The 17,640-nt window shown below is 64.7% G+C and carries 12 protein-coding genes and 2 rRNA genes; 11 read left to right on the forward strand and 3 right to left on the reverse strand.

Features of this window, described 5'->3' with window-relative positions:
• Positions 1 to 26 precede the first annotated feature (26 nt).
• The 3 genes from L2Y94_RS02965 (at position 27) to L2Y94_RS02975 (ending at position 4,388) form a co-directional block, all read left to right on the forward strand.
• A 23S ribosomal RNA gene (locus L2Y94_RS02965) occupies positions 27 to 2,910 on the forward strand.
• Between the two features lie 115 nt (positions 2,911 to 3,025).
• Positions 3,026 to 3,140, forward strand: a 5S ribosomal RNA gene (gene rrf, locus L2Y94_RS02970).
• Positions 3,141 to 3,620: 480 nt separating this feature from the next.
• A complete protein-coding gene (locus L2Y94_RS02975) occupies positions 3,621 to 4,388 on the forward strand; it encodes a DeoR family transcriptional regulator (protein WP_247373030.1) in 768 nt (255 codons plus the stop codon).
• Here the strand turns inward: L2Y94_RS02975 and L2Y94_RS02980 are convergent.
• Positions 4,385 to 5,224, reverse strand: coding sequence for an MBL fold metallo-hydrolase (locus tag L2Y94_RS02980; RefSeq protein ID WP_247373031.1), 840 nt, complete (start codon positions 5,222 to 5,224; stop codon positions 4,385 to 4,387). The genes L2Y94_RS02975 and L2Y94_RS02980 overlap by 4 nt on opposite strands.
• A gap of 201 nt (positions 5,225 to 5,425) precedes the next feature.
• Complete coding sequence (locus L2Y94_RS02985; RefSeq protein ID WP_247373032.1) at positions 5,426 to 6,298, reverse strand: LysR family transcriptional regulator; 873 nt, start codon at positions 6,296 to 6,298, stop codon at positions 5,426 to 5,428.
• 288 nt (positions 6,299 to 6,586) lie between these two features.
• Between L2Y94_RS02985 and glpD the strand changes: the two genes are divergently transcribed.
• From glpD to glpK, 3 genes are read left to right on the forward strand one after another with little or no spacing between them, the layout of a single operon-like run.
• Positions 6,587 to 8,086, forward strand: a complete 1,500-nt coding sequence (gene glpD, locus L2Y94_RS02990; protein ID WP_247373033.1) for a glycerol-3-phosphate dehydrogenase — start codon at positions 6,587 to 6,589, stop codon at positions 8,084 to 8,086.
• 17 nt (positions 8,087 to 8,103) lie between these two features.
• A complete protein-coding gene (locus tag L2Y94_RS02995; RefSeq protein WP_247375085.1) occupies positions 8,104 to 8,937 on the forward strand; it encodes an MIP/aquaporin family protein in 834 nt (277 codons plus the stop codon).
• A 9-nt stretch (positions 8,938 to 8,946) separates the two neighbouring features.
• Positions 8,947 to 10,449: a glycerol kinase GlpK gene (glpK, locus tag L2Y94_RS03000; RefSeq protein ID WP_247373034.1), complete on the forward strand. Its 1,503-nt coding sequence runs from the start codon at positions 8,947 to 8,949 to the stop codon at positions 10,447 to 10,449.
• Between the two features lie 223 nt (positions 10,450 to 10,672).
• On the opposite strand, the gene L2Y94_RS03005 is transcribed toward glpK, so the two are convergent.
• Complete coding sequence (locus L2Y94_RS03005) at positions 10,673 to 11,608, reverse strand: carbohydrate kinase family protein (RefSeq protein ID WP_247373035.1); 936 nt, start codon at positions 11,606 to 11,608, stop codon at positions 10,673 to 10,675.
• Positions 11,609 to 11,881: 273 nt separating this feature from the next.
• Here L2Y94_RS03005 and L2Y94_RS03010 point away from each other — a divergent pair, with 273 nt between their 5' ends.
• From L2Y94_RS03010 to rodA, 5 genes are read left to right on the forward strand one after another with little or no spacing between them, the layout of a single operon-like run.
• Positions 11,882 to 12,928: a rod shape-determining protein gene (locus tag L2Y94_RS03010; RefSeq protein ID WP_144915232.1), complete on the forward strand. Its 1,047-nt coding sequence runs from the start codon at positions 11,882 to 11,884 to the stop codon at positions 12,926 to 12,928.
• Between the two features lie 41 nt (positions 12,929 to 12,969).
• Positions 12,970 to 13,968, forward strand: coding sequence for a rod shape-determining protein MreC (mreC, locus tag L2Y94_RS03015; RefSeq protein ID WP_247373036.1), 999 nt, complete (start codon positions 12,970 to 12,972; stop codon positions 13,966 to 13,968).
• Positions 13,965 to 14,456: a rod shape-determining protein MreD gene (mreD, locus tag L2Y94_RS03020; RefSeq protein ID WP_247373037.1), complete on the forward strand. Its 492-nt coding sequence runs from the start codon at positions 13,965 to 13,967 to the stop codon at positions 14,454 to 14,456. Before mreC ends, mreD begins: the two co-directional genes overlap by 4 nt.
• Positions 14,453 to 16,468 (forward strand): penicillin-binding protein 2, encoded by a 2,016-nt coding sequence (gene mrdA / locus L2Y94_RS03025; protein WP_247373039.1) that lies wholly within the window; start codon positions 14,453 to 14,455, stop codon positions 16,466 to 16,468. Before mreD ends, mrdA begins: the two co-directional genes overlap by 4 nt.
• Positions 16,465 to 17,586, forward strand: coding sequence for a rod shape-determining protein RodA (gene rodA, locus L2Y94_RS03030; protein ID WP_425602428.1), 1,122 nt, complete (start codon positions 16,465 to 16,467; stop codon positions 17,584 to 17,586). The genes mrdA and rodA overlap by 4 nt, the downstream gene beginning before the upstream one ends.
• The last annotated feature ends 54 nt before the right edge of the window (positions 17,587 to 17,640 follow it).

Here is a 17,640-nt window from a genome sequence, read left to right on the forward strand (position 1 = left end):
CACCCCGAGGCGACTTGGGGTTATATGGTCAAGCGACTAAGCGTATACGGTGGATGCCTTGGCAGTCAGAGGCGATGAAGGACGCGGCAGCCTGCGAAAAGTGTCGGGGAGCTGGCAACAAGCTTTGATCCGGCAATGTCCGAATGGGGAAACCCACCGCTTAGGCGGTATCGCATAGTGAATACATAGCTATGCGAAGCGAACCCGGGGAACTGAAATATCTAAGTACCCGGAGGAAAAGAAATCAACCGAGATTCCGTCAGTAGCGACGAGCGAACGCGGACTAGCCCAAAAGTGTCGCACATTCTAGTCGAACCGCTTGGAAACGCGGGCCGTAGACGGTGATAGCCCGGTAGACGAAAGGGTGCGTGGCATGAAATTGAGTAAGGCGGGGCACGAGAAACCCTGTCTGAACATGGGGGGACCATCCTCCAAGGCTAAATACTCCTGACTGACCGATAGCGAACTAGTACCGTGAGGGAAAGGCGAAAAGAACCCCGGAGAGGGGAGTGAAATAGACCCTGAAACCGTATACGTACAAGCAGTGGAAGCCCGCAAGGGTGACTGCGTACCTTTTGTATAATGGGTCAGCGACTTACTGTCAGTGGCAAGCTTAACCGTATAGGGGAGGCGAAGGGAAACCGAGTCTGAATAGGGCGAATAGTCTCTGGCAGTAGACCCGAAACCGAGTGATCTATCCTTGACCAGGTTGAAGGTGCGGTAACACGCACTGGAGGACCGAACCCACATCTGTTGCAATAGATGGGGATGAGTTGAGGATCGGAGTGAAAGGCTAAACAAACTCGGAGATAGCTGGTTCTCCTCGAAAGCTATTTAGGTAGCGCCTCGTGCGAACACTGTTGGGGGTAGAGCACTGTTATGGCTAGGGGGTCATTGAGACTTACCAAACCATGGCAAACTCCGAATACCAACACGTGCTACACGGGAGACACACGGCGGGTGCTAACGTCCGTCGTGAAAAGGGAAACAACCCAGACCCGCAGCTAAGGTCCCAAAGTCATAGCTAAGTGGAAAACGATGTGGAAAGGCATAGACAGCCAGGAGGTTGGCTTAGAAGCAGCCACCCTTTAAAGAAAGCGTAATAGCTCACTGGTCGAGTCGGTCTGCGCGGAAGATTTAACGGGGCTAAGCTATGCACCGAAGCTCGGGGTGTACACCTTTGAGGTGTACGCGGTAGAGGAGCGTTCCGTAGGCCTGTGAAGGTGAGTCGTAAGGCTTGCTGGAGGTATCGGAAGTGCGAATGCTGACATGAGTAACGATAAAGGGGGTGAAAAGCCCCCTCGCCGAAAGCCCAAGGTTTCCTCGCGCAACGTTCATCGGCGCAGGGTGAGTCGGCCCCTAAGGCGAGGCAGAAATGCGTAGTCGATGGGAAGCAGGTTAATATTCCTGCACTTTTCTACAGTGCGATGTGGGGACGGAGAAGGTTAGGTCTACCAGGCGTTGGTTGTCCTGGGGAAAGGCGGTAGGCATGATTCTTTGGCAAATCCGGGAATCTTTATGCCGAGCACCGAGACCAGTCCTATGAGGACGAAGTGACTGACACCACGCTTCCAGGAAAAGCCACTAAGCTTCAGCTGTAGAAAAACCGTACCGTAAACCGACACTGGTAGGCAGGGTGAGAATCCCAAGGCGCTTGAGAGAACTCGGGTGAAGGAACTAGGCAAAATGGCACCGTAACTTCGGGAGAAGGTGCGCCCCTTGGTGTGGTCACGTGCGTGACTGAGCATCGAGGGGTCGCAGTAACCTGGCCGCTGCGACTGTTTATCAAAAACACAGCACTCTGCAAACACGAAAGTGGACGTATAGGGTGTGACGCCTGCCCGGTGCTGGAAGGTTAATTGATGGGGTCAGCCGCAAGGCGAAGCTCTTGATCGAAGCCCCAGTAAACGGCGGCCGTAACTATAACGGTCCTAAGGTAGCGAAATTCCTTGTCGGGTAAGTTCCGACCTGCACGAATGGCGTAACGACAGCGGCGCTGTCTCCACCCGAGACTCAGTGAAATTGAAATCGCTGTGAAGATGCAGCGTTCCCGCGGCAAGACGGAAAGACCCCGTGAACCTTTACTATAGCTTTACACTGAACGTTGAGTTCTTCTGTGTAGGATAGGTGGGAGGCTATGAAACCGAGACGCTAGTTTCGGTGGAGCCATCCTTGAAATACCACCCTGAAGTGCTTGACGTTCTAACCTAGGTCCGTAATCCGGATCGGGGACCGTGTATGGTGGGTAGTTTGACTGGGGCGGTCTCCTCCCAAAGAGTAACGGAGGAGCACGAAGGTACGCTCAGCGCGGTCGGACATCGCGCACTGTGTGCAAAGGCATAAGCGTGCTTGACTGCGAGATCGACGGATCAAGCAGGTACGAAAGTAGGTCTTAGTGATCCGGTGGTTCTGTATGGAAGGGCCATCGCTCAACGGATAAAAGGTACTCCGGGGATAACAGGCTGATACCGCCCAAGAGTTCATATCGACGGCGGTGTTTGGCACCTCGATGTCGGCTCATCACATCCTGGGGCTGTAGCCGGTCCCAAGGGTATGGCTGTTCGCCATTTAAAGTGGTACGCGAGCTGGGTTCAGAACGTCGTGAGACAGTTCGGTCCCTATCTGTCGTGGGCGTTGGAGATTTGAGGGGGGCTGCTCCTAGTACGAGAGGACCGGAGTGGACGTTCCGCTGGTGTTCGGGTTGTCATGCCCATGGCATTGCCCGGTAGCTATGAACGGAAGCGATAACCGCTGAAAGCATCTAAGCGGGAAGCGCGCCCCAAGATGAGATCTCCCGAGAGCTCGACTCTCCTTAAGGCACCATCAAGACTAGGTGGTTGATAGGCGCGGTGTGGAAGTGCAGCAATGCATTGAGCTTACGCGTACTAATGAGCCGTGAGGCTTGACCATATAACCCCAAGACGCTTCACCGTCTTAACTCAAGTCTGCCGGTATCCAGCCCGGACGCTTGTCACTCGTTTACCCCTCTGTGGAGCCGGCGCACCTGCGCTGCTCCCACCCCTTCCCTGGCGGCTATAGCGGCGTGGTACCACCTGATCCCATCCCGAACTCAGAAGTGAAACGCGCATGCGCCGATGGTAGTGTGGCTCAAGCCATGCAAGAGTAGGTCACCGCCAGGGGCTTTATCCCAAAACCCGGTCTCGTCAGAGGCCGGGTTTTTCTTTGCCCGCTCCCATGCCCAACGGGCACGACCCGCAACAGGTCACCGCCAGGGGCTTTATCCCAAAACCCGGTCTCGTCAGAGGCCGGGTTTTTCTTTGCCCGCTCCCGTGCCCAACGGGCACGACCCGCCACAGGTCACCGCCAGGGGCTTTATCCCAAAACCCGGTCTCGTCAGAGGCCGGGTTTTTCTTTGCCCGCTCCCGTGCCCAACGGGCACGACCCGCAACAGGTCACCGCCAGGGGCTTTATCCCAAAATCCGGTCTCGTCAGAGGCCGGGTTTTTCTTTGCCCGCTCCCGTGCCCAGCGGGCACGACCCGCCACAGGTCACCGCCAGGGGGTTTTGTCTTTGCGTTCCTGACGACATGGGCGTTCGCCGCATGACACATGGACGCTTACGCGTCATGATGGTTTTGCATCGCGTAGCACGGGAGGATCGATGGACCCACGACTCAATCGGAGGCAGGAGGAGCTGGTCGCCATCGTCCAGCGCGAAGGCTTTGTCGGCGTGGATGAGCTCGCCAGTCACTTCGACGTGGCGCCGCAGACGATTCGTCGCGACCTCAACCTGCTAGCCGACGGTGGGCTGATCCGTCGCTACCACGGCGGCGTGAGTGCGCCCTCGAGCGTCGAAAACGTTGCCTACGCCGCACGGCAAAGCCTGCAAGCCGACGAGAAGGGGCGCATCGCCAAGGCGATCGCCAGGGCGATTCCCGACGGATCTTCCCTCTTCATCAACCTGGGTACGACCAACGAGGTCGTCGGTCGCGCGCTGTTGGAACATCGCGATCTGCGCGTCATCACCAACAACCTCAATATCGCGATCCTGCTCAGCGACAATCCCACCTTCGAAGTGATCGTTGCCGGCGGCGTGGTGCGCGGTCGCGACCATGGCGTGACGGGCGAAGCCACGATTGAGCTGATTCGCCAGTTCAAGGTCGACTACGGGATCATCGGCATCTCGGGCATCGAGCTGGATGGCACCTTGCTCGACTTCGATTTCCACGAAGTGCGCGTGGCGCAGGCCATCATCGAGCACTCGCGCCAGGTATTCCTCGGCGCCGATCACACCAAGATCGGTCGTAATGCGATGGTCCGCCTGGGCGACTTCTCCCGCGTGAACGCATGGTTCACCGATCGCCAGCCGCCGGGCGAACTGATGCCGGTGCTCGAGGCATCCGGCACCGAGCTGCACATCGCCGGCTAATCGCTTAGCGGTATCCACGCGTAGCCGCGGGCATCGCGGCCCACGGACCCGATGCCTGGAAAGGGCGCATGCGCGGCGGCAACGAGGTCGCCCCGCGCGCAGGTTCTCGCGAGGAAGGCTTCTCGCACCGCGTGCGCCTGCGCGGGGTGGCTGTCGTAGCGGACGGTAACCGACGGATCGGCCAGTTGCACTCCGGCCACGTGGAAAAGATCACCACAGAAAATGATGTCGCCGGTATCCACACGCAAGCGATAGCCCGTATGTCCAGGCGTGTGTCCGGCCAGCGCTTCCGCACCCAGGTAGCCGTACCAGGTCGCGTCAGGCTCGAACGTGCGATAGCGACCGTCGTCCATGTAAGGCCTGAGGATCGTTCGCGCGTGCGCGAATGTCGCCACGACGCTGGCATCGACATCGTCCCGCGCGGACTCGCCCATCCAGAACCGTGCCTCGTCACCGGCGACGTGGACCGTCGCCCGCGGGAATACCGCCTCGCCGTGACGGGTAAGCCCCCCGATATGATCCGGATGAAGATGGGTGAGCAGGATCGTGTCGATGTCGTCGACGCCGTGGCCCGCGGCTTCCAGCCGTGCCCGCACATGGCCGAGGGTGTCGTCCTGCAGGTCTCCCGCACCCACGTCGATAAGGGCCCGGTGCTCGCCGTCGTCGATCAGGAACGCATTGACATGGCTCGGCACGACGTTGCCCAGGCGTGCCTGGCCCAGCATGGCATCGAGCGGAGCGTGCCCGCCACGCAGTATGTCGTGAGCGGCGAGGGCGAAATGGCCGTCGCAAAGCGTCGTCACCGTGATCGATCCGAAACGGTATCGTCGGATCATCGGTCCATCGCACCGTGGATCGGTACCTGCGACCCCGGCGTGACATGAACCGATCACCTCAGGCGTCGGCCGATGCCGGTGCGTCGAGTCCATGGGAAGAACGGGCAGATCGCTGCACATGAAGCGCCTCCGGAAAAAAGGAGGCATCAGCCTGCCGATCGCCCGCTCCGCTGCACACTGACAGAAACGTTGGCCCGACGCTCAGGATCGAGGGTCCCCTTCGGTGTCGTCCAGCATGCGCAGCGCGATGTCGGCCAAGGCGCGTACCCGGTCCATGCCACGCATGTCTTCGTGGTAACCCATCCACACGTGCCTCGATGGCGGTGGCTCGCCCAGGTCGATCCGAGCCAATCCGTCCGTGGCGTCGCCGACGGCGCGCGGCAGCACGGCAAGTCCGACCCCCCGCTGGCAGAGCCGGGCCTGCAAGGCGCGGTGATTGGACACCACCACGGGCCTCGCATGGGGCAGCATCTCCCGCAGCCACTCGACCTCGGGATACGCGTGCGTCGAGGTGTCCATCAATACCAGCCGGGCGCCCCGTCCGTCCCCACGAGCCGGCGGCGGCTCGCCTTCGCGCGCATAGAGACCATAGGCGATGCGCGGCAAGCGACATTGCACGACGCCCGGCTCCTCGAACGGCACGACACGGAACACGATGTCGGCCTCCCTGCGCGACAAGTCGTAGCGCCGTGCGCTCACCACCAGCTCGGGCAGGATGCCGGGGTGCTCGTCGAGCAAGGCCTCGATCACCGGCGGAAGCACGTAGGTGGCGAACCAGTCCGCCGCCGAAATCCGCAGCGGCCCGTTCGGTTTGCCCGGCTCTCCGGCGAGCCGCCGATGGATGGCGAGGGCCGAGGCCTCCATCTCCTCGGCGAGCCGCACCACGCGTGCCCCCGCGTCGCTCAACAGCACGCCGTCCTTGTGCCGCTGGAATAAGACCTGATCCATGGCATGCTCCAGGGCGGCAATGCGGCGGGCGACCGTCGGATGGCTCAAGCCCAGGGCACGGGCCGCCGCGCCGAGCGAGCCCTCACGAGCCACGGCGAGAAAGATGCGGACGTCGCTCCATTCCACGACCCGTCTCCACGAACGAAAATCGCGACTGTGCGCGAGGGAACCTCTCCAGGCAAGCCAGTGACCAGCCGTGGGAGGGGCAACGACTCCGTCTGTTCGCTGCACCGCAGCGTGCGATGTTCGTTTATGTTCGAATATGCTCATTCGAACGTGGGCAATGCACTGTCATCGGTGTGAAATGTTCGTTTGTGCGCAAGATGCTGCGCAAGGCGCTTTCAAACGAACGTACCCGAGCGTAGGGTATCCATCCTCGGCGGCGCGTTGCCCCCAGCCCAAGCGGAGTGCGCGATGGTCGAGCAGGTCGATATCCTGGTGGTCGGTGGCGGCGTGAATGGCGTGGGCATCGCCCGCGACGCCGTGGGGCGCGGCCTGAGCGTCTGGCTTTGCGAACGCGACGACCTGGCCTCCCACACGTCCAGCGCCAGCACCAAACTCATCCATGGCGGGCTGCGCTACCTGGAACAGTTCGAATTCGCCCTCGTGGGCAAGGCGCTCGCCGAGCGCGAGGTGCTTCTGCGCGCGGCGCCGCACATCATCTGGCCGCTGCGTTTCGTCCTGCCCCACCAGCCGCACCTGCGTCCGGCGTGGATGATCCGCATCGGCCTGTTCCTTTACGACCACCTCGGCCGTGGCCGCCGCACGCTGCCGGGCTCGCGGCGCGTGCGCTTCGGCAAGCACATCACCGGCGAGCCGCTGCGAGACGAGTTCCACCAGGGTTTCGTCTACTCCGATGCCTGGGTGCAGGACGCGCGCCTGGTGGTCCTCAATGCGATGGACGCCGCGCGTCGTGGTGCCCGCATCGAAACCCATACCCGCTGCGTGAGCGCGCGACGCGACGGCGACGGCTGGACGGCCGAGCTGGAATCGCGCGACGGCACGAAGCATTTCGTGAAGGCCCGGGCGCTGGTCAACGCCGCCGGTCCCTGGGCCGCGTCGTTCCTCGACGACGTGGCCCACGTGAAGCACGATCACTCGCTGCGCCTCATCAAGGGCAGCCACATCGTGGTGCCCAAGCTGTTCGATCATCGCTATGCCTACATCTTCCAGCAGCCCGATCGCCGCATCGTCTTCGCCATTCCCTATGAGCGCGACTTCACGCTGATCGGCACGACCGACATCGAATACAAGGACGATCCTTCGCGCCCGGTGATTTCCACCGAGGAAATCGCCTATCTGTGCGATGCGGCCAACCGCTATTTCAAGAAGCAGCTCGTGCCCACCGACGTCGTGTGGAGCTACAGCGGGGTGCGCCCCTTGTTGCAGGACGACTCGGGCAACGCGTCCGAAGTCACTCGCGACTACCTGCTCGACATCGACACCCACGGCGCGCCGCTGCTCAACGTCTTCGGCGGGAAGCTCACCACGTTCCGCAAGCTTTCCGAAGAAGCCATGGACCGTCTGGGCCCGCTGCTCGGCAACCCGCATCCGGCGTGGACGGCGGACGCGCCGCCGCTGCCCGGCGGCGGCGAACGCGACCTGGACGAACTCATCGGCGATCTGCGCTCCTCGCGCCCATGGCTCACCGAACGCCACGCGTGGCGGCTGGCCCACAGCTACGGTACGCGCGCGCGCGACCTGCTCGGCGAAGCCGCGGGCCTGGACGCGCTGGGCGAACATTTCGGCGCCGACCTCTACCAGGCCGAAGTCGATTACCTTGTCCGTCACGAATGGGCGACCGAAGCCGAAGACATCCTCTGGCGACGCAGCAAGCTCGGTCTCCGGGTCGACCCGGACGGCGTGCGGCGCCTTACCGACTACCTGGCCAAGCGCTTCCGGCCGACACCGTGAAACCAATGGAGAAAGGGATCATGCGGCAAAAGATCGGCGAACTGATATCCGAAGCCCTGGCGATGTTCATCATCATCGCGTTCGGCGATTCGGTGGCGTGCATGTACGTGCTGTACGACCCCAGTCCCTACCAGAATGCCTATTGGGGCGTATGCATCGCGTGGGGCCTGGCGGTGACCATCGCCATCTACGCCACGGGCTCCATCTCGGGAACGCATGCCAATCCGGCCGTGACCCTGGCCCTCGCGCTGTTCCGCGACTTCCCGTGGAAAAAAGTGATCCCGTACTGGATCGCGCAGGTGATCGGCGCCTTCCTCGGCGCGGCCATCGTCTATGCGTTGTTCGGCCCGGTCATCGACCACTTCAACGAAACCCACCAGCTCACCCGCGAGGCGGGTGGGGCGGCGGGCGTGTTCTTCACGCATCCGGGCCTGGCGATCTCGCCCATGCACGCGTTGTCCGACCAGGTGATCCTCACCGCGTTCCTGCTCTTCGGCATCTTCGCCATCACCGAGCAGTACAACGAAATGGCGCCGGGAGCGAATTCCGGCGCGCTGATCATCGGCCTGCTCGTCGCCACCATCGGCGCCTGCATGGGCTACCTGGAAGCCTGGGCCATCAATCCCGCGCGCGACTTCGGTCCGCGCCTGTTCGCCTACTTCGCCGGATGGGGCCCGTCGGCCCTTCCCGCGCCCGACAACTACTGGTGGATCCCCATCGTGGGTCCCTTCGTCGGTGGCGTGATCGGCGGCGGAGCCTATCAGCTCCTCGTGCACCCCTTCCTTCCCGCTCGCCAGCGCGCGCTCGCCGAAGCGCGCAAGGCGAACGCCAACGCTCAAACCATGCAGTGAGGCCCGGACATGGACAAGAAATACATCCTGGCGATCGACCAGGGCACGACGAGTTCGCGCACCATCCTGTTCGATCATGACGGCAACATCGCCGGCACGGCGCAGCGCGAGTTTCCGCAGATCTTCCCGCAACCGGGCTGGGTGGAGCACAACCCGCGCGAGATCATGACCAGCGTGCTGTCGACGATGACCGAGGTCATCAGCAGCTCCGGCATCGACGCCTCGTGCATCGAAGGCATCGGCATCACCAACCAGCGCGAGACCGCGGTGGTCTGGGACAAGGCCAGCGGGCAGCCGATCTACAACGCCATCGTCTGGCAATCGCGACAGACCGCCGAGATCTGCGACCACCTGAAGGAAAAGGGCTTCGATCCCATGGTCCGCGACAAGACGGGCCTGCTGATCGATGCGTACTTCGCGGGTACCAAGGTGCGCTGGATCCTCGACCACGTGGAGGGCGCGCAGGAGCGTGCGGAGAAGGGCGAGCTGCTGTTCGGCACCATCGATACCTGGCTGATCTGGAACCTCACCGGCGGCAAGGTGCATGTCACCGATTACACCAATGCCTCGCGTACGCTGATGTACGACATCTACAAGCGCGAGTGGGACGACGAGCTGCTGAAGATGCTCAACGTGCCGCGCGCGATGCTGCCCGAGGTGAAATCCTCCAGCGAGGTGTACGGCCACACGCTGAAGAAACATTTCTTCGGCCACGAAGTTCCCATCGCGGGCATCGCCGGTGACCAGCAGGCGGCGTTGTTCGGCCAGGCGTGTTTCGAGGAAGGCCTCGCCAAGAACACCTACGGCACCGGCTGCTTCATGCTGATGAACACCGGCGAGAAGGCGGTGCGCTCCAAGAACGGCCTGCTCACCACCATCGCCTGGGGCGTCGACGGCAAGGTGGAATACGCGCTCGAGGGCAGCATCTTCGTGGCCGGTTCGGTCATCCAATGGCTGCGCGACGGCTTGCGCATGCTCGGCAAGGCCTCCGATTCGCAGGCCTACGCCGAACGCGCGAAGGACACCGACGGCGTGTACTTCGTGCCGGCCTTCGTCGGCCTGGGCGCGCCTTATTGGAAGAGCGACGTTCGCGGCGCGGTGTTCGGCCTGTCGCGCGGCACCACCAAGGAGCAGTTCATCCGTGCGGCGCTGGAATCCATGGCCTACCAGACGCGCGACGTCCTCGAGGCGATGCAGAGCGATTCGGGCCTGATGGTGAAAGAACTGCGCGCCGACGGCGGCGCCATCGCCAACGACTTCATGGCGCAGTTCCAGGCCGACATTCTCGACGTCACGCTGCTGCGCCCGAAGGTGCAGGAAACCACGGCGCAGGGCGCGGCGTACCTCGCCGGCCTCGCGGTGGGTTTCTGGAAAAGCAAGGAAGACATCGCGAAGCGCTGGGCGGTGGATCGCGAGTTCAAGCCGGAGATGCCGAAGGAGCGACGCGAGGATCTTTATGCAGGATGGAAGGACGCCGTCAACGCCACGATGGCCTTCAAGCCGCGGCACTGACGATTCGCCGATACGATCGGCTCCCACCCCTCCGGTAGGCAGGTGACCAAGGCTGCTGGAGCACGGGGCAACCGGATTTTGCCGATACGATCGGCTCCCACCCCTTCGGTAGCGGCCTCACTACCGAAGGGGTGGGAGCCGATCGTATCGGCGAACCCGGCGAAGCGAAAGCGACAAACAAAAGGGCGGCGCATCACTGCGCCGCCCTTTCACATCCCAGGCATCAGGGCAGTTCGTACCCGAACTGGTCCTTGAATTCCGACGCGAACTGCTCGTACGTGAAGTACTGGTTCTGCGTGCCCGGATGCTCCACCTTCAGCGCGCCCATCAGCGACGCCATCTTGCCGACGGTCGGCCAGTCGTAGCCCTTCATGATGCCGAAGATGAGACCGGCACGATACGCATCGCCGCAACCGGTGGGATCGACCACGCGGTGTTCGCGCGCCGGCGGGATCTCGATGGTGTCGCCGTCGGCATGGATCAACGAACCGCGCGGGCCGAGCGTGACGATGTACGCCTTCACTTTGGAGGCGATCTCGGCCGCGCTCCAGCCCGTGCGCTGCTGCAGCAGCTGCGACTCGTAGTCGTTGACGATCACGTAGGTCGCTTTCTCGATCATCGAGCGGAACTCGTCACCGTTGAACAACGGCATCGCCTGGCCCGGGTCGAAGATGAAGGGCACGCCGCGCGCGGCGAACTCATCCACGTGCTGGAGCATGGCTTCGCGACCGTCGGGCGCGACGATGCCGAACTCGCATTCGGTGATCTCGCGCACGTGGTTGTCGTGCGCGTTGGACATGGCACCGGGATGGAAGGCGGTGATCTGGTTGTTGTCCAGGTCGGTGGTGATGAAGCACTGCGGGGTGAACATGTCGTCGTACTGGCGCACGCCGTCCATGCGGATGCCGTGCTTTTCCATGTGCACGCGGTACGGGGCGAAGTCCTGGCCCACCGTCGCCACCGGCATCGGGTTGCCGCCCAGCAACTTGAGGTTGTACGCGATGTTGCCGGCGCAGCCGCCGAATTCGCGGCGCATCGCCGGCACCAGGAACGACACGTTCAGGATGTGCACCTGGTCCGGAATGATGTGGTTCTTGAACTGGTCCTGGAACACCATGATGGTGTCATAGGCGAGCGATCCGCAGATAACGGCAGTCATGCGATTGGGCGACCCTGGAAAACGGTGAGTGGCTCGGCCGGGACCGGCCGCCGCGATGCCGGACCGCCTGGGGTCCGCCAAACCTGCGGATCGTACCCAAAATCGCCGCGCGAGGCGACACCGGTTGTCGTACGGATTTACGATCCCGGTACAGCATCCACGCGCATCACCCGGACTTACAAGGCTTTCTTAACTTCTGCGCCCTTGCGTGGAAAAGAACGCCAATCTAGACTCGCACGCTTACTTTTTCCCGCAATTGGCGCCCGCCGCATCATGTTTAAGAAGTTCCGCGGAATCTTTTCGAACGATATTTCCATCGATCTCGGCACGGCGAATACGCTCATTTACGTGCGGGGCCAGGGTATCGTCCTCAACGAGCCGTCGGTCGTCGCGATCCGCCAGGATCGCGGCCCGGGCGGCCCGCGCGCGGTCGCGGCCGTGGGTGGCGACGCCAAGCGCATGCTGGGCCGCACCCCGGGCAACATCGCCACGGTGCGCCCGATGAAGGACGGCGTGATCGCCGACTTCACCATGACCGAAGCCATGCTCCAGCACTTCATCAAGCAGGTGCACCGCTCGCGCATGCTGCGTCCGAGCCCGCGCGTGCTGGTCTGCGTGCCCTGCGGCTCCACCCAGGTGGAACGCCGCGCCATCAAGGAGTCCGCCGAAGGCGCGGGCGCCCGCGACGTCTTCCTCATCGAGGAGCCCATGGCCGCCGCGATCGGCGCCGGCATCCCCGTGCACGAGGCCCGCGGCTCGATGGTCCTCGACATCGGCGGCGGCACCTCCGAAGTGGCGGTCATCTCGCTGAACGGCATCGTCTATTCGCAGTCGGTCCGCGTCGGCGGCGACCGCTTCGACGAGGCCATCATCAACTACGTGCGCCGCAACCACGGCACCCTCATCGGCGAGTCCACCGCCGAGCGCATCAAGCTCGAGGTCGGCTGCGCCTTCCCGCAGAGCGAGGTCCGCGAGATGGAAATCTCCGGCCGCAACCTCGCCGAGGGCGTGCCGCGCATGTTCAGCATCAACTCCAACGAGGTGCTCGAAGCCCTGCACGAACCCCTCTCGGGCATCGTGGCGGCGGTCAAGGCGGCGCTGGAGCAGACCCCACCGGAGCTCTGCTCCGACGTGGCCGAGCGCGGCATCGTGCTCACCGGCGGTGGCGCCCTGCTGCGCGACCTCGACCGCCTCATCTCCGAGGAAACCGGCCTGCACGTGCAGGTGGCCGACGACCCGCTCACCTGCGTGGCCCGTGGCGGCGGCAAGGCGCTGGAGATGATCGACCAGCACGGCAGCGACTTCTTCGCCTTCGAATGATGGTCACGCGCGCCGCGCATTTGGCCGGAGCGCGTTGATCCATGGCCCTGAATCGCGACGACAAGTCGCCGTTGTTCTCGCCCGGCGTGGCGGGCACCCTGCGCCTGATCGTGTACCTCGCGCTCGCCTGCGTGCTGATGGTGCTCGACCACCGTGGGGGCTGGCTGGGCAACGTGCGCTACGCGCTCTCGCTGGCCGTGGAGCCCGTCTACCGCATCGCCGGGCTGCCGTCGCAGGGTTTCCATGCGGCGACGGTGGCCTTCGCCGACCGCCAGGCCCTCACCGAGGCCAACCAGCGCCTGCGTGAAGACCTCCTGCTGGCCAACGCCAAGCTCAACCGCATGGCGTCCGTGGCCGAGCAGAACCAGCGCCTGAAAGAGCTGCTCGACACCCAGCACAGCCTGTCGCTCAACGTGCAGCTGGCCCGACTGATCGGCGTCGACCTGGGCACCTTCCGCCACCGCATCGTGCTCAACGTGGGCGCGCGCGACAACGTGCACGTGGGCCAGGTGGTGATCGATGCGCGCGGCGTGATGGGCCAGATCGTCGAGGTGATGCCCACCACCTCCACCGCCATGCTCATCACCGACCCCAACCACGCCATTCCCGTCACCATCGAGCGAACCGGCCTGCGCACCGTGGCCTACGGCTCGCGCGCCGGCGACATGCTCACGCTGCCGAACATCCCCGTGTCGGCCGACGTGCAGGTGGGCGACAAGCTGGTCACCTCGGGCCTCGGCGGGCGCTTCCCCACGGGTTTCCCGGTGGGCGAGATCCGCGACGTGGCGCAGACCCCGTCGGGCACCTTCCTTTCGGCGCAGGCCAGGCCCGCGGCCGACCTCGACCGCAGCGAGGACGTCCTCCTGCTGCACGACCTGGCCGAGTCGGCCGGGCCGCCGCCGCCCGCGCCGGCGGTGGGGCCGCCGGCGGACCTCGCCCCCGATCCCAACGCCCCGGTGGCGCCCACGCTGCCTTCGGTGACCTCGCCGACGGCCACGCCGGTGCCTGCCCACGCGGCCTCGAGCGGAGCGCAGCCATGAACAAGGTCCGCGTCCGCCAGTTGTGGTTCGCCGCCACGCTGTTCTTCTCGCTGCTGCTCATGCTCATCCCCATGCCGGGGCCGCTCGCGCCGTTCAAGCCGTACTGGCCCGCCCTGGTGATGCTCTACTGGTGCCTGCAGTCGGGCGACCGGGTCACGCTGGGCATGGCCTTCTGCCTGGGCCTGGCCGCCGACGTCTTCGACGGTGCGCTGCTGGGCGAGCAGGCCTTGCGCCTCACCGCCATGGTGTTCATCGCCTTGCGCTTCCGCTCGCGCCTGCGTTTCTTCCCGATGTGGCAGCAGTCGCTGGCCGTGCTGGGCCTGCTGGTGAACGACCGCATCCTGCTGCTGCTCGTGCGCGTCCTCGGGGGCGACCCGCTGCCCCCGGCGGAGTTCTGGATCTCGCCGTTGGTCGGTGCGGCCCTGTGGCCGTTCCTGTTCCTCATCCTCGACGACCTGCGCGCGCGCCTGCGCATCCACGAGGCATGAGCCTCCGTCGCGCCTCCATCAAGGAACTCCGCGGCGAAGTGGCGCTGTTCCGCCGTCGCGCGCTGGCGGGCTTCGCGCTGATCCTGCTCGGGCTGGCCGGCGTGGTCACGCGCTACGTGTACCTGCAGGTGATGCATCACGACGAATTCGTGGCGCGCTCGGAACAGAACCGCGTGAAGCCGCGCGCCATCCCGCCCGCGCGCGGGCTCATCTACGACCGCAACGGCGTGCTGCTGGCCGACAACGTGCCTGCCTTCCGCCTGGAAGTCACGCCCGAGCAGGTCGGCGACATGGACAAGATGCTGTCCGACCTCGGCGCGGTGGTGCCGCTGAGCGACGAGGACATCGCCACCTTCAAGAAGCAGGTCAAGCAGAGCCGCCGTTTCGACGGCGTGCCGCTGAAGCTCAAGCTCACCGAGGACGAGATCGGTCGCTTCGCGGTCAATCGCTGGCGTTTTCCCGGCGTGGACGTGGTGCCGTACCTCACCCGCCGCTACATGATGGGCCCGTTGTTCGCGCACGTGATCGGCTACGTGAGCCGCATCGACGCCGACGACCTCGAGCGCATGGACGACGACGAGGAAGCCAGCTACAAGGGCACCACCCACATCGGGCGCATCGGCATCGAGCGCGCCTACGAGAAGCTGCTGCATGGCGAGCCCGGCTACGAGCTGGTGGAAGTCAACGCCGACGGCCGCACGCAGGCCGTGCTCGACACCACGCCGCCCACGCCCGGCAAGAACATCTACCTGTCCATCGACGTGCGCCTGCAGAAAGCCGCCGAGGAAGCCATGAACGGCCGCGCGGGCGCCGCCATCGCCATCGATCCGCGCAACGGCCAGGTGCTGGCGTTCGTCAGCGACCCCACCTACGACCCGAACCTTTTCGTCAACGGCATCAGCCATGCCGACTACACCGAACTGACCACCTCGCCCGACAAGCCGCTCTACAACCGCGCCCTGCGCGGCGTGTATCCGCCGGGCTCCACGGTGAAGCCCTTCCTCGCGCTGGGTGGCCTCACGATGGGCATCCGCCGGCCGACCGATACGGTGCTGTCCACCGGCGAGTTCTGCATTCCCGGCCAGAGCCGCTGCTATCGCGACGACGTGCGCGGCGGCAACGGCGTGGTCAACATGATGCAGGCCATCGAACACTCCACCAATACGTATTTCTACCGGCTCGCGCTCGACATGGGCATCGACCGGCTGTCCGAATGGATGGGCAAGCTCGGCTTCGGCAAGAAGACCGGCATCGACCTGGTCGGCGAAGTCGAAGGCATCCTGCCGTCGCGCGAGTGGAAGGCCACGCGCAGCAAAGCGGGCTGGTTCCCCGGCGAAACCATCATCGCGGGCATCGGCCAGGGATATTGGGCGGTTACGCCGATCCAGCTCGCGCATGCCCTGGCCACGTTCGCCGGCCACGGCGTGCCTTACGCACCGCACCTGCTGCTCGACACCCAGGACGGCGTCGACAGCCCGCGCGTGCCCCAGCCGTTCCCGCCGACCGGTCCGTCGGTGATCCGCAAGCCGGCCGATTGGGACGCGGTGAACCAGGGCATGATCGCGGTGATCAACTCGGGCAAGGGCACGGGCAAGAAGCTGGGCATCGGCTTCCCCTACGTCATCGCGGGCAAGAGCGGCACGGCCGAACGCTTCTCGCGCAAGACCGACGCCTATGACACCAACAAGAACAAGGCTTACCTCGCCAGCCGCCACCGCGCGTTGTTCATCGCCTACACGCCGGCGGAAGATCCGAAGATCTCGGTCGCCGTGGTGCTCGAGGCGGGCGCGTGGGGCGCGGAGGATTCCGGCCCGATCGCGCGCAAGATCCTCGACCAGTGGGTGGTCGACGAGGGCGGGCCGCGGCCCGTCGATCCGGAGCCCGGCGCACCGGTGACCACGTCCGACGCCACGCCCGAGCCGACGCCGGCCGAGGCCTCGTCCGTGCAGGGGGCGCAGCCCGCGGGGGCCGAGAGCACCGAACCGCCGGACGACAACGGGGACGATCAATGAGCCTGCTCGAAGGAATGACCGTCCGCCTGAAGCGCTTCGGCGTGCGCATGCTCAGCCGGCCGCGCCTCGACCTGCCGCTGCTGCTGGCGCTGTTCGTGCTCGCCTGCGCGGGCCTGGCCACGCTCTACAGCGCGGGCGGCGGCAACTATTCGCTGGTGGGCGGGCAGGCCGCGCGCTTCGTGCTCGGCGCGGTGCTGCTGGTGATCATCTCGCGCATCCCCCCGCCGGTCCTCCGTTCATGGACGCCGTGGCTCTACATGGGCAGCACGGCGCTGCTGGTGGTGGTGGCGGCGCTGGGCGAGGGCAGGGGCGCCTACCGCTGGCTCGACCTGGGCGTGATGCGCTTCCAGCCGTCGGAGCTGCTCAAGCTGACCATGCCGATGATGGTGGCCTGGTACCTGCACCCGCGGCAATTGCCGCCGGGCTGGAAGGACATCGTCGTGGTCGGCCTGCTGATCGCCGTGCCCGCGGGCCTCATCGCCGAACAGCCCGACCTCGGCACCGCGCTGCTGGTGGCGGGCGCGGGCGCGTTCGCGCTGTTCCTCTCGGGCATGGCCTGGTGGCGCATCGGCCTGCTGGTGGGCGGCGCGGGCGCCGCCGTGCCGGTGGCCTGGCAATTCCTCCACGAATACCAGCGCAACCGCGTGCGCACGCTGCTCGATCCGGAATCCGATCCGCTGGGCAACGGCTGGCACATCATCCAGTCGAAGATCGCGGTGGGCTCCGGCGGCGTGTTCGGCAAGGGCTGGCAGCACGGCACGCAGTCGCGGCTGGATTTCCTTCCCGAGCACACCACCGACTTCATCTTCGCGGTGTTCTCCGAGGAATTCGGCCTGGTCGGCGTCATCGCCATCATGCTGCTCTACGCCTTCATCATCGGCCGCTGCCTGTGGATCGCGATGAATGCGCGCGACACCTATTCGCGCCTGCTCGCCGGCGCCATCGGCATGAGCTTCTTCGTCTACGTGGCGGTCAACGGCGGCATGGTCGCGGGCGTGCTGCCCGTGGTGGGCGTGCCGATGCCGCTGGTGAGCTACGGCGGCACCTCGGCGGTGTCGCTGCTCACCGGCTTCGGCGTGCTGATGTCGATCCACGCCAACCGCAAGCTCCATGACTGAACGGCGGCCGACGCGCGCCCCGGAACGGCCATGGCTGCGTGTTACGCTTCGGCG

Origin of the sequence: Luteibacter aegosomatis (assembly GCF_023078455.1) — a bacterium.
Lineage (GTDB): Bacteria > Pseudomonadota > Gammaproteobacteria > Xanthomonadales > Rhodanobacteraceae > Luteibacter > Luteibacter aegosomatis.

Bases quoted from the DNA above. Each gene is read 5' to 3' on its own strand.
- mrdA (WP_247373039.1), top strand. From the start codon at position 14,453: ATGAGCCTCCGTCGCGCCTCCATCAAGGAACTCCGCGGCGAAGTGGCG.
- mreC (WP_247373036.1), top strand. From the start codon at position 12,970: ATGGCCCTGAATCGCGACGACAAGTCGCCGTTGTTCTCGCCCGGCGTG.
- L2Y94_RS02980 (WP_247373031.1), bottom strand. From the start codon at position 5,224: ATGATCCGACGATACCGTTTCGGATCGATCACGGTGACGACGCTTTGC.
- L2Y94_RS02975 (WP_247373030.1), top strand. From the start codon at position 3,621: ATGGACCCACGACTCAATCGGAGGCAGGAGGAGCTGGTCGCCATCGTC.
- mreD (WP_247373037.1), top strand. From the start codon at position 13,965: ATGAACAAGGTCCGCGTCCGCCAGTTGTGGTTCGCCGCCACGCTGTTC.
- glpD (WP_247373033.1), top strand. From the start codon at position 6,587: ATGGTCGAGCAGGTCGATATCCTGGTGGTCGGTGGCGGCGTGAATGGC.
- L2Y94_RS03010 (WP_144915232.1), top strand. From the start codon at position 11,882: ATGTTTAAGAAGTTCCGCGGAATCTTTTCGAACGATATTTCCATCGAT.
- rodA (WP_425602428.1), top strand. From the start codon at position 16,465: ATGAGCCTGCTCGAAGGAATGACCGTCCGCCTGAAGCGCTTCGGCGTG.
- glpK (WP_247373034.1), top strand. From the start codon at position 8,947: ATGGACAAGAAATACATCCTGGCGATCGACCAGGGCACGACGAGTTCG.
- L2Y94_RS03005 (WP_247373035.1), bottom strand. From the start codon at position 11,608: ATGACTGCCGTTATCTGCGGATCGCTCGCCTATGACACCATCATGGTG.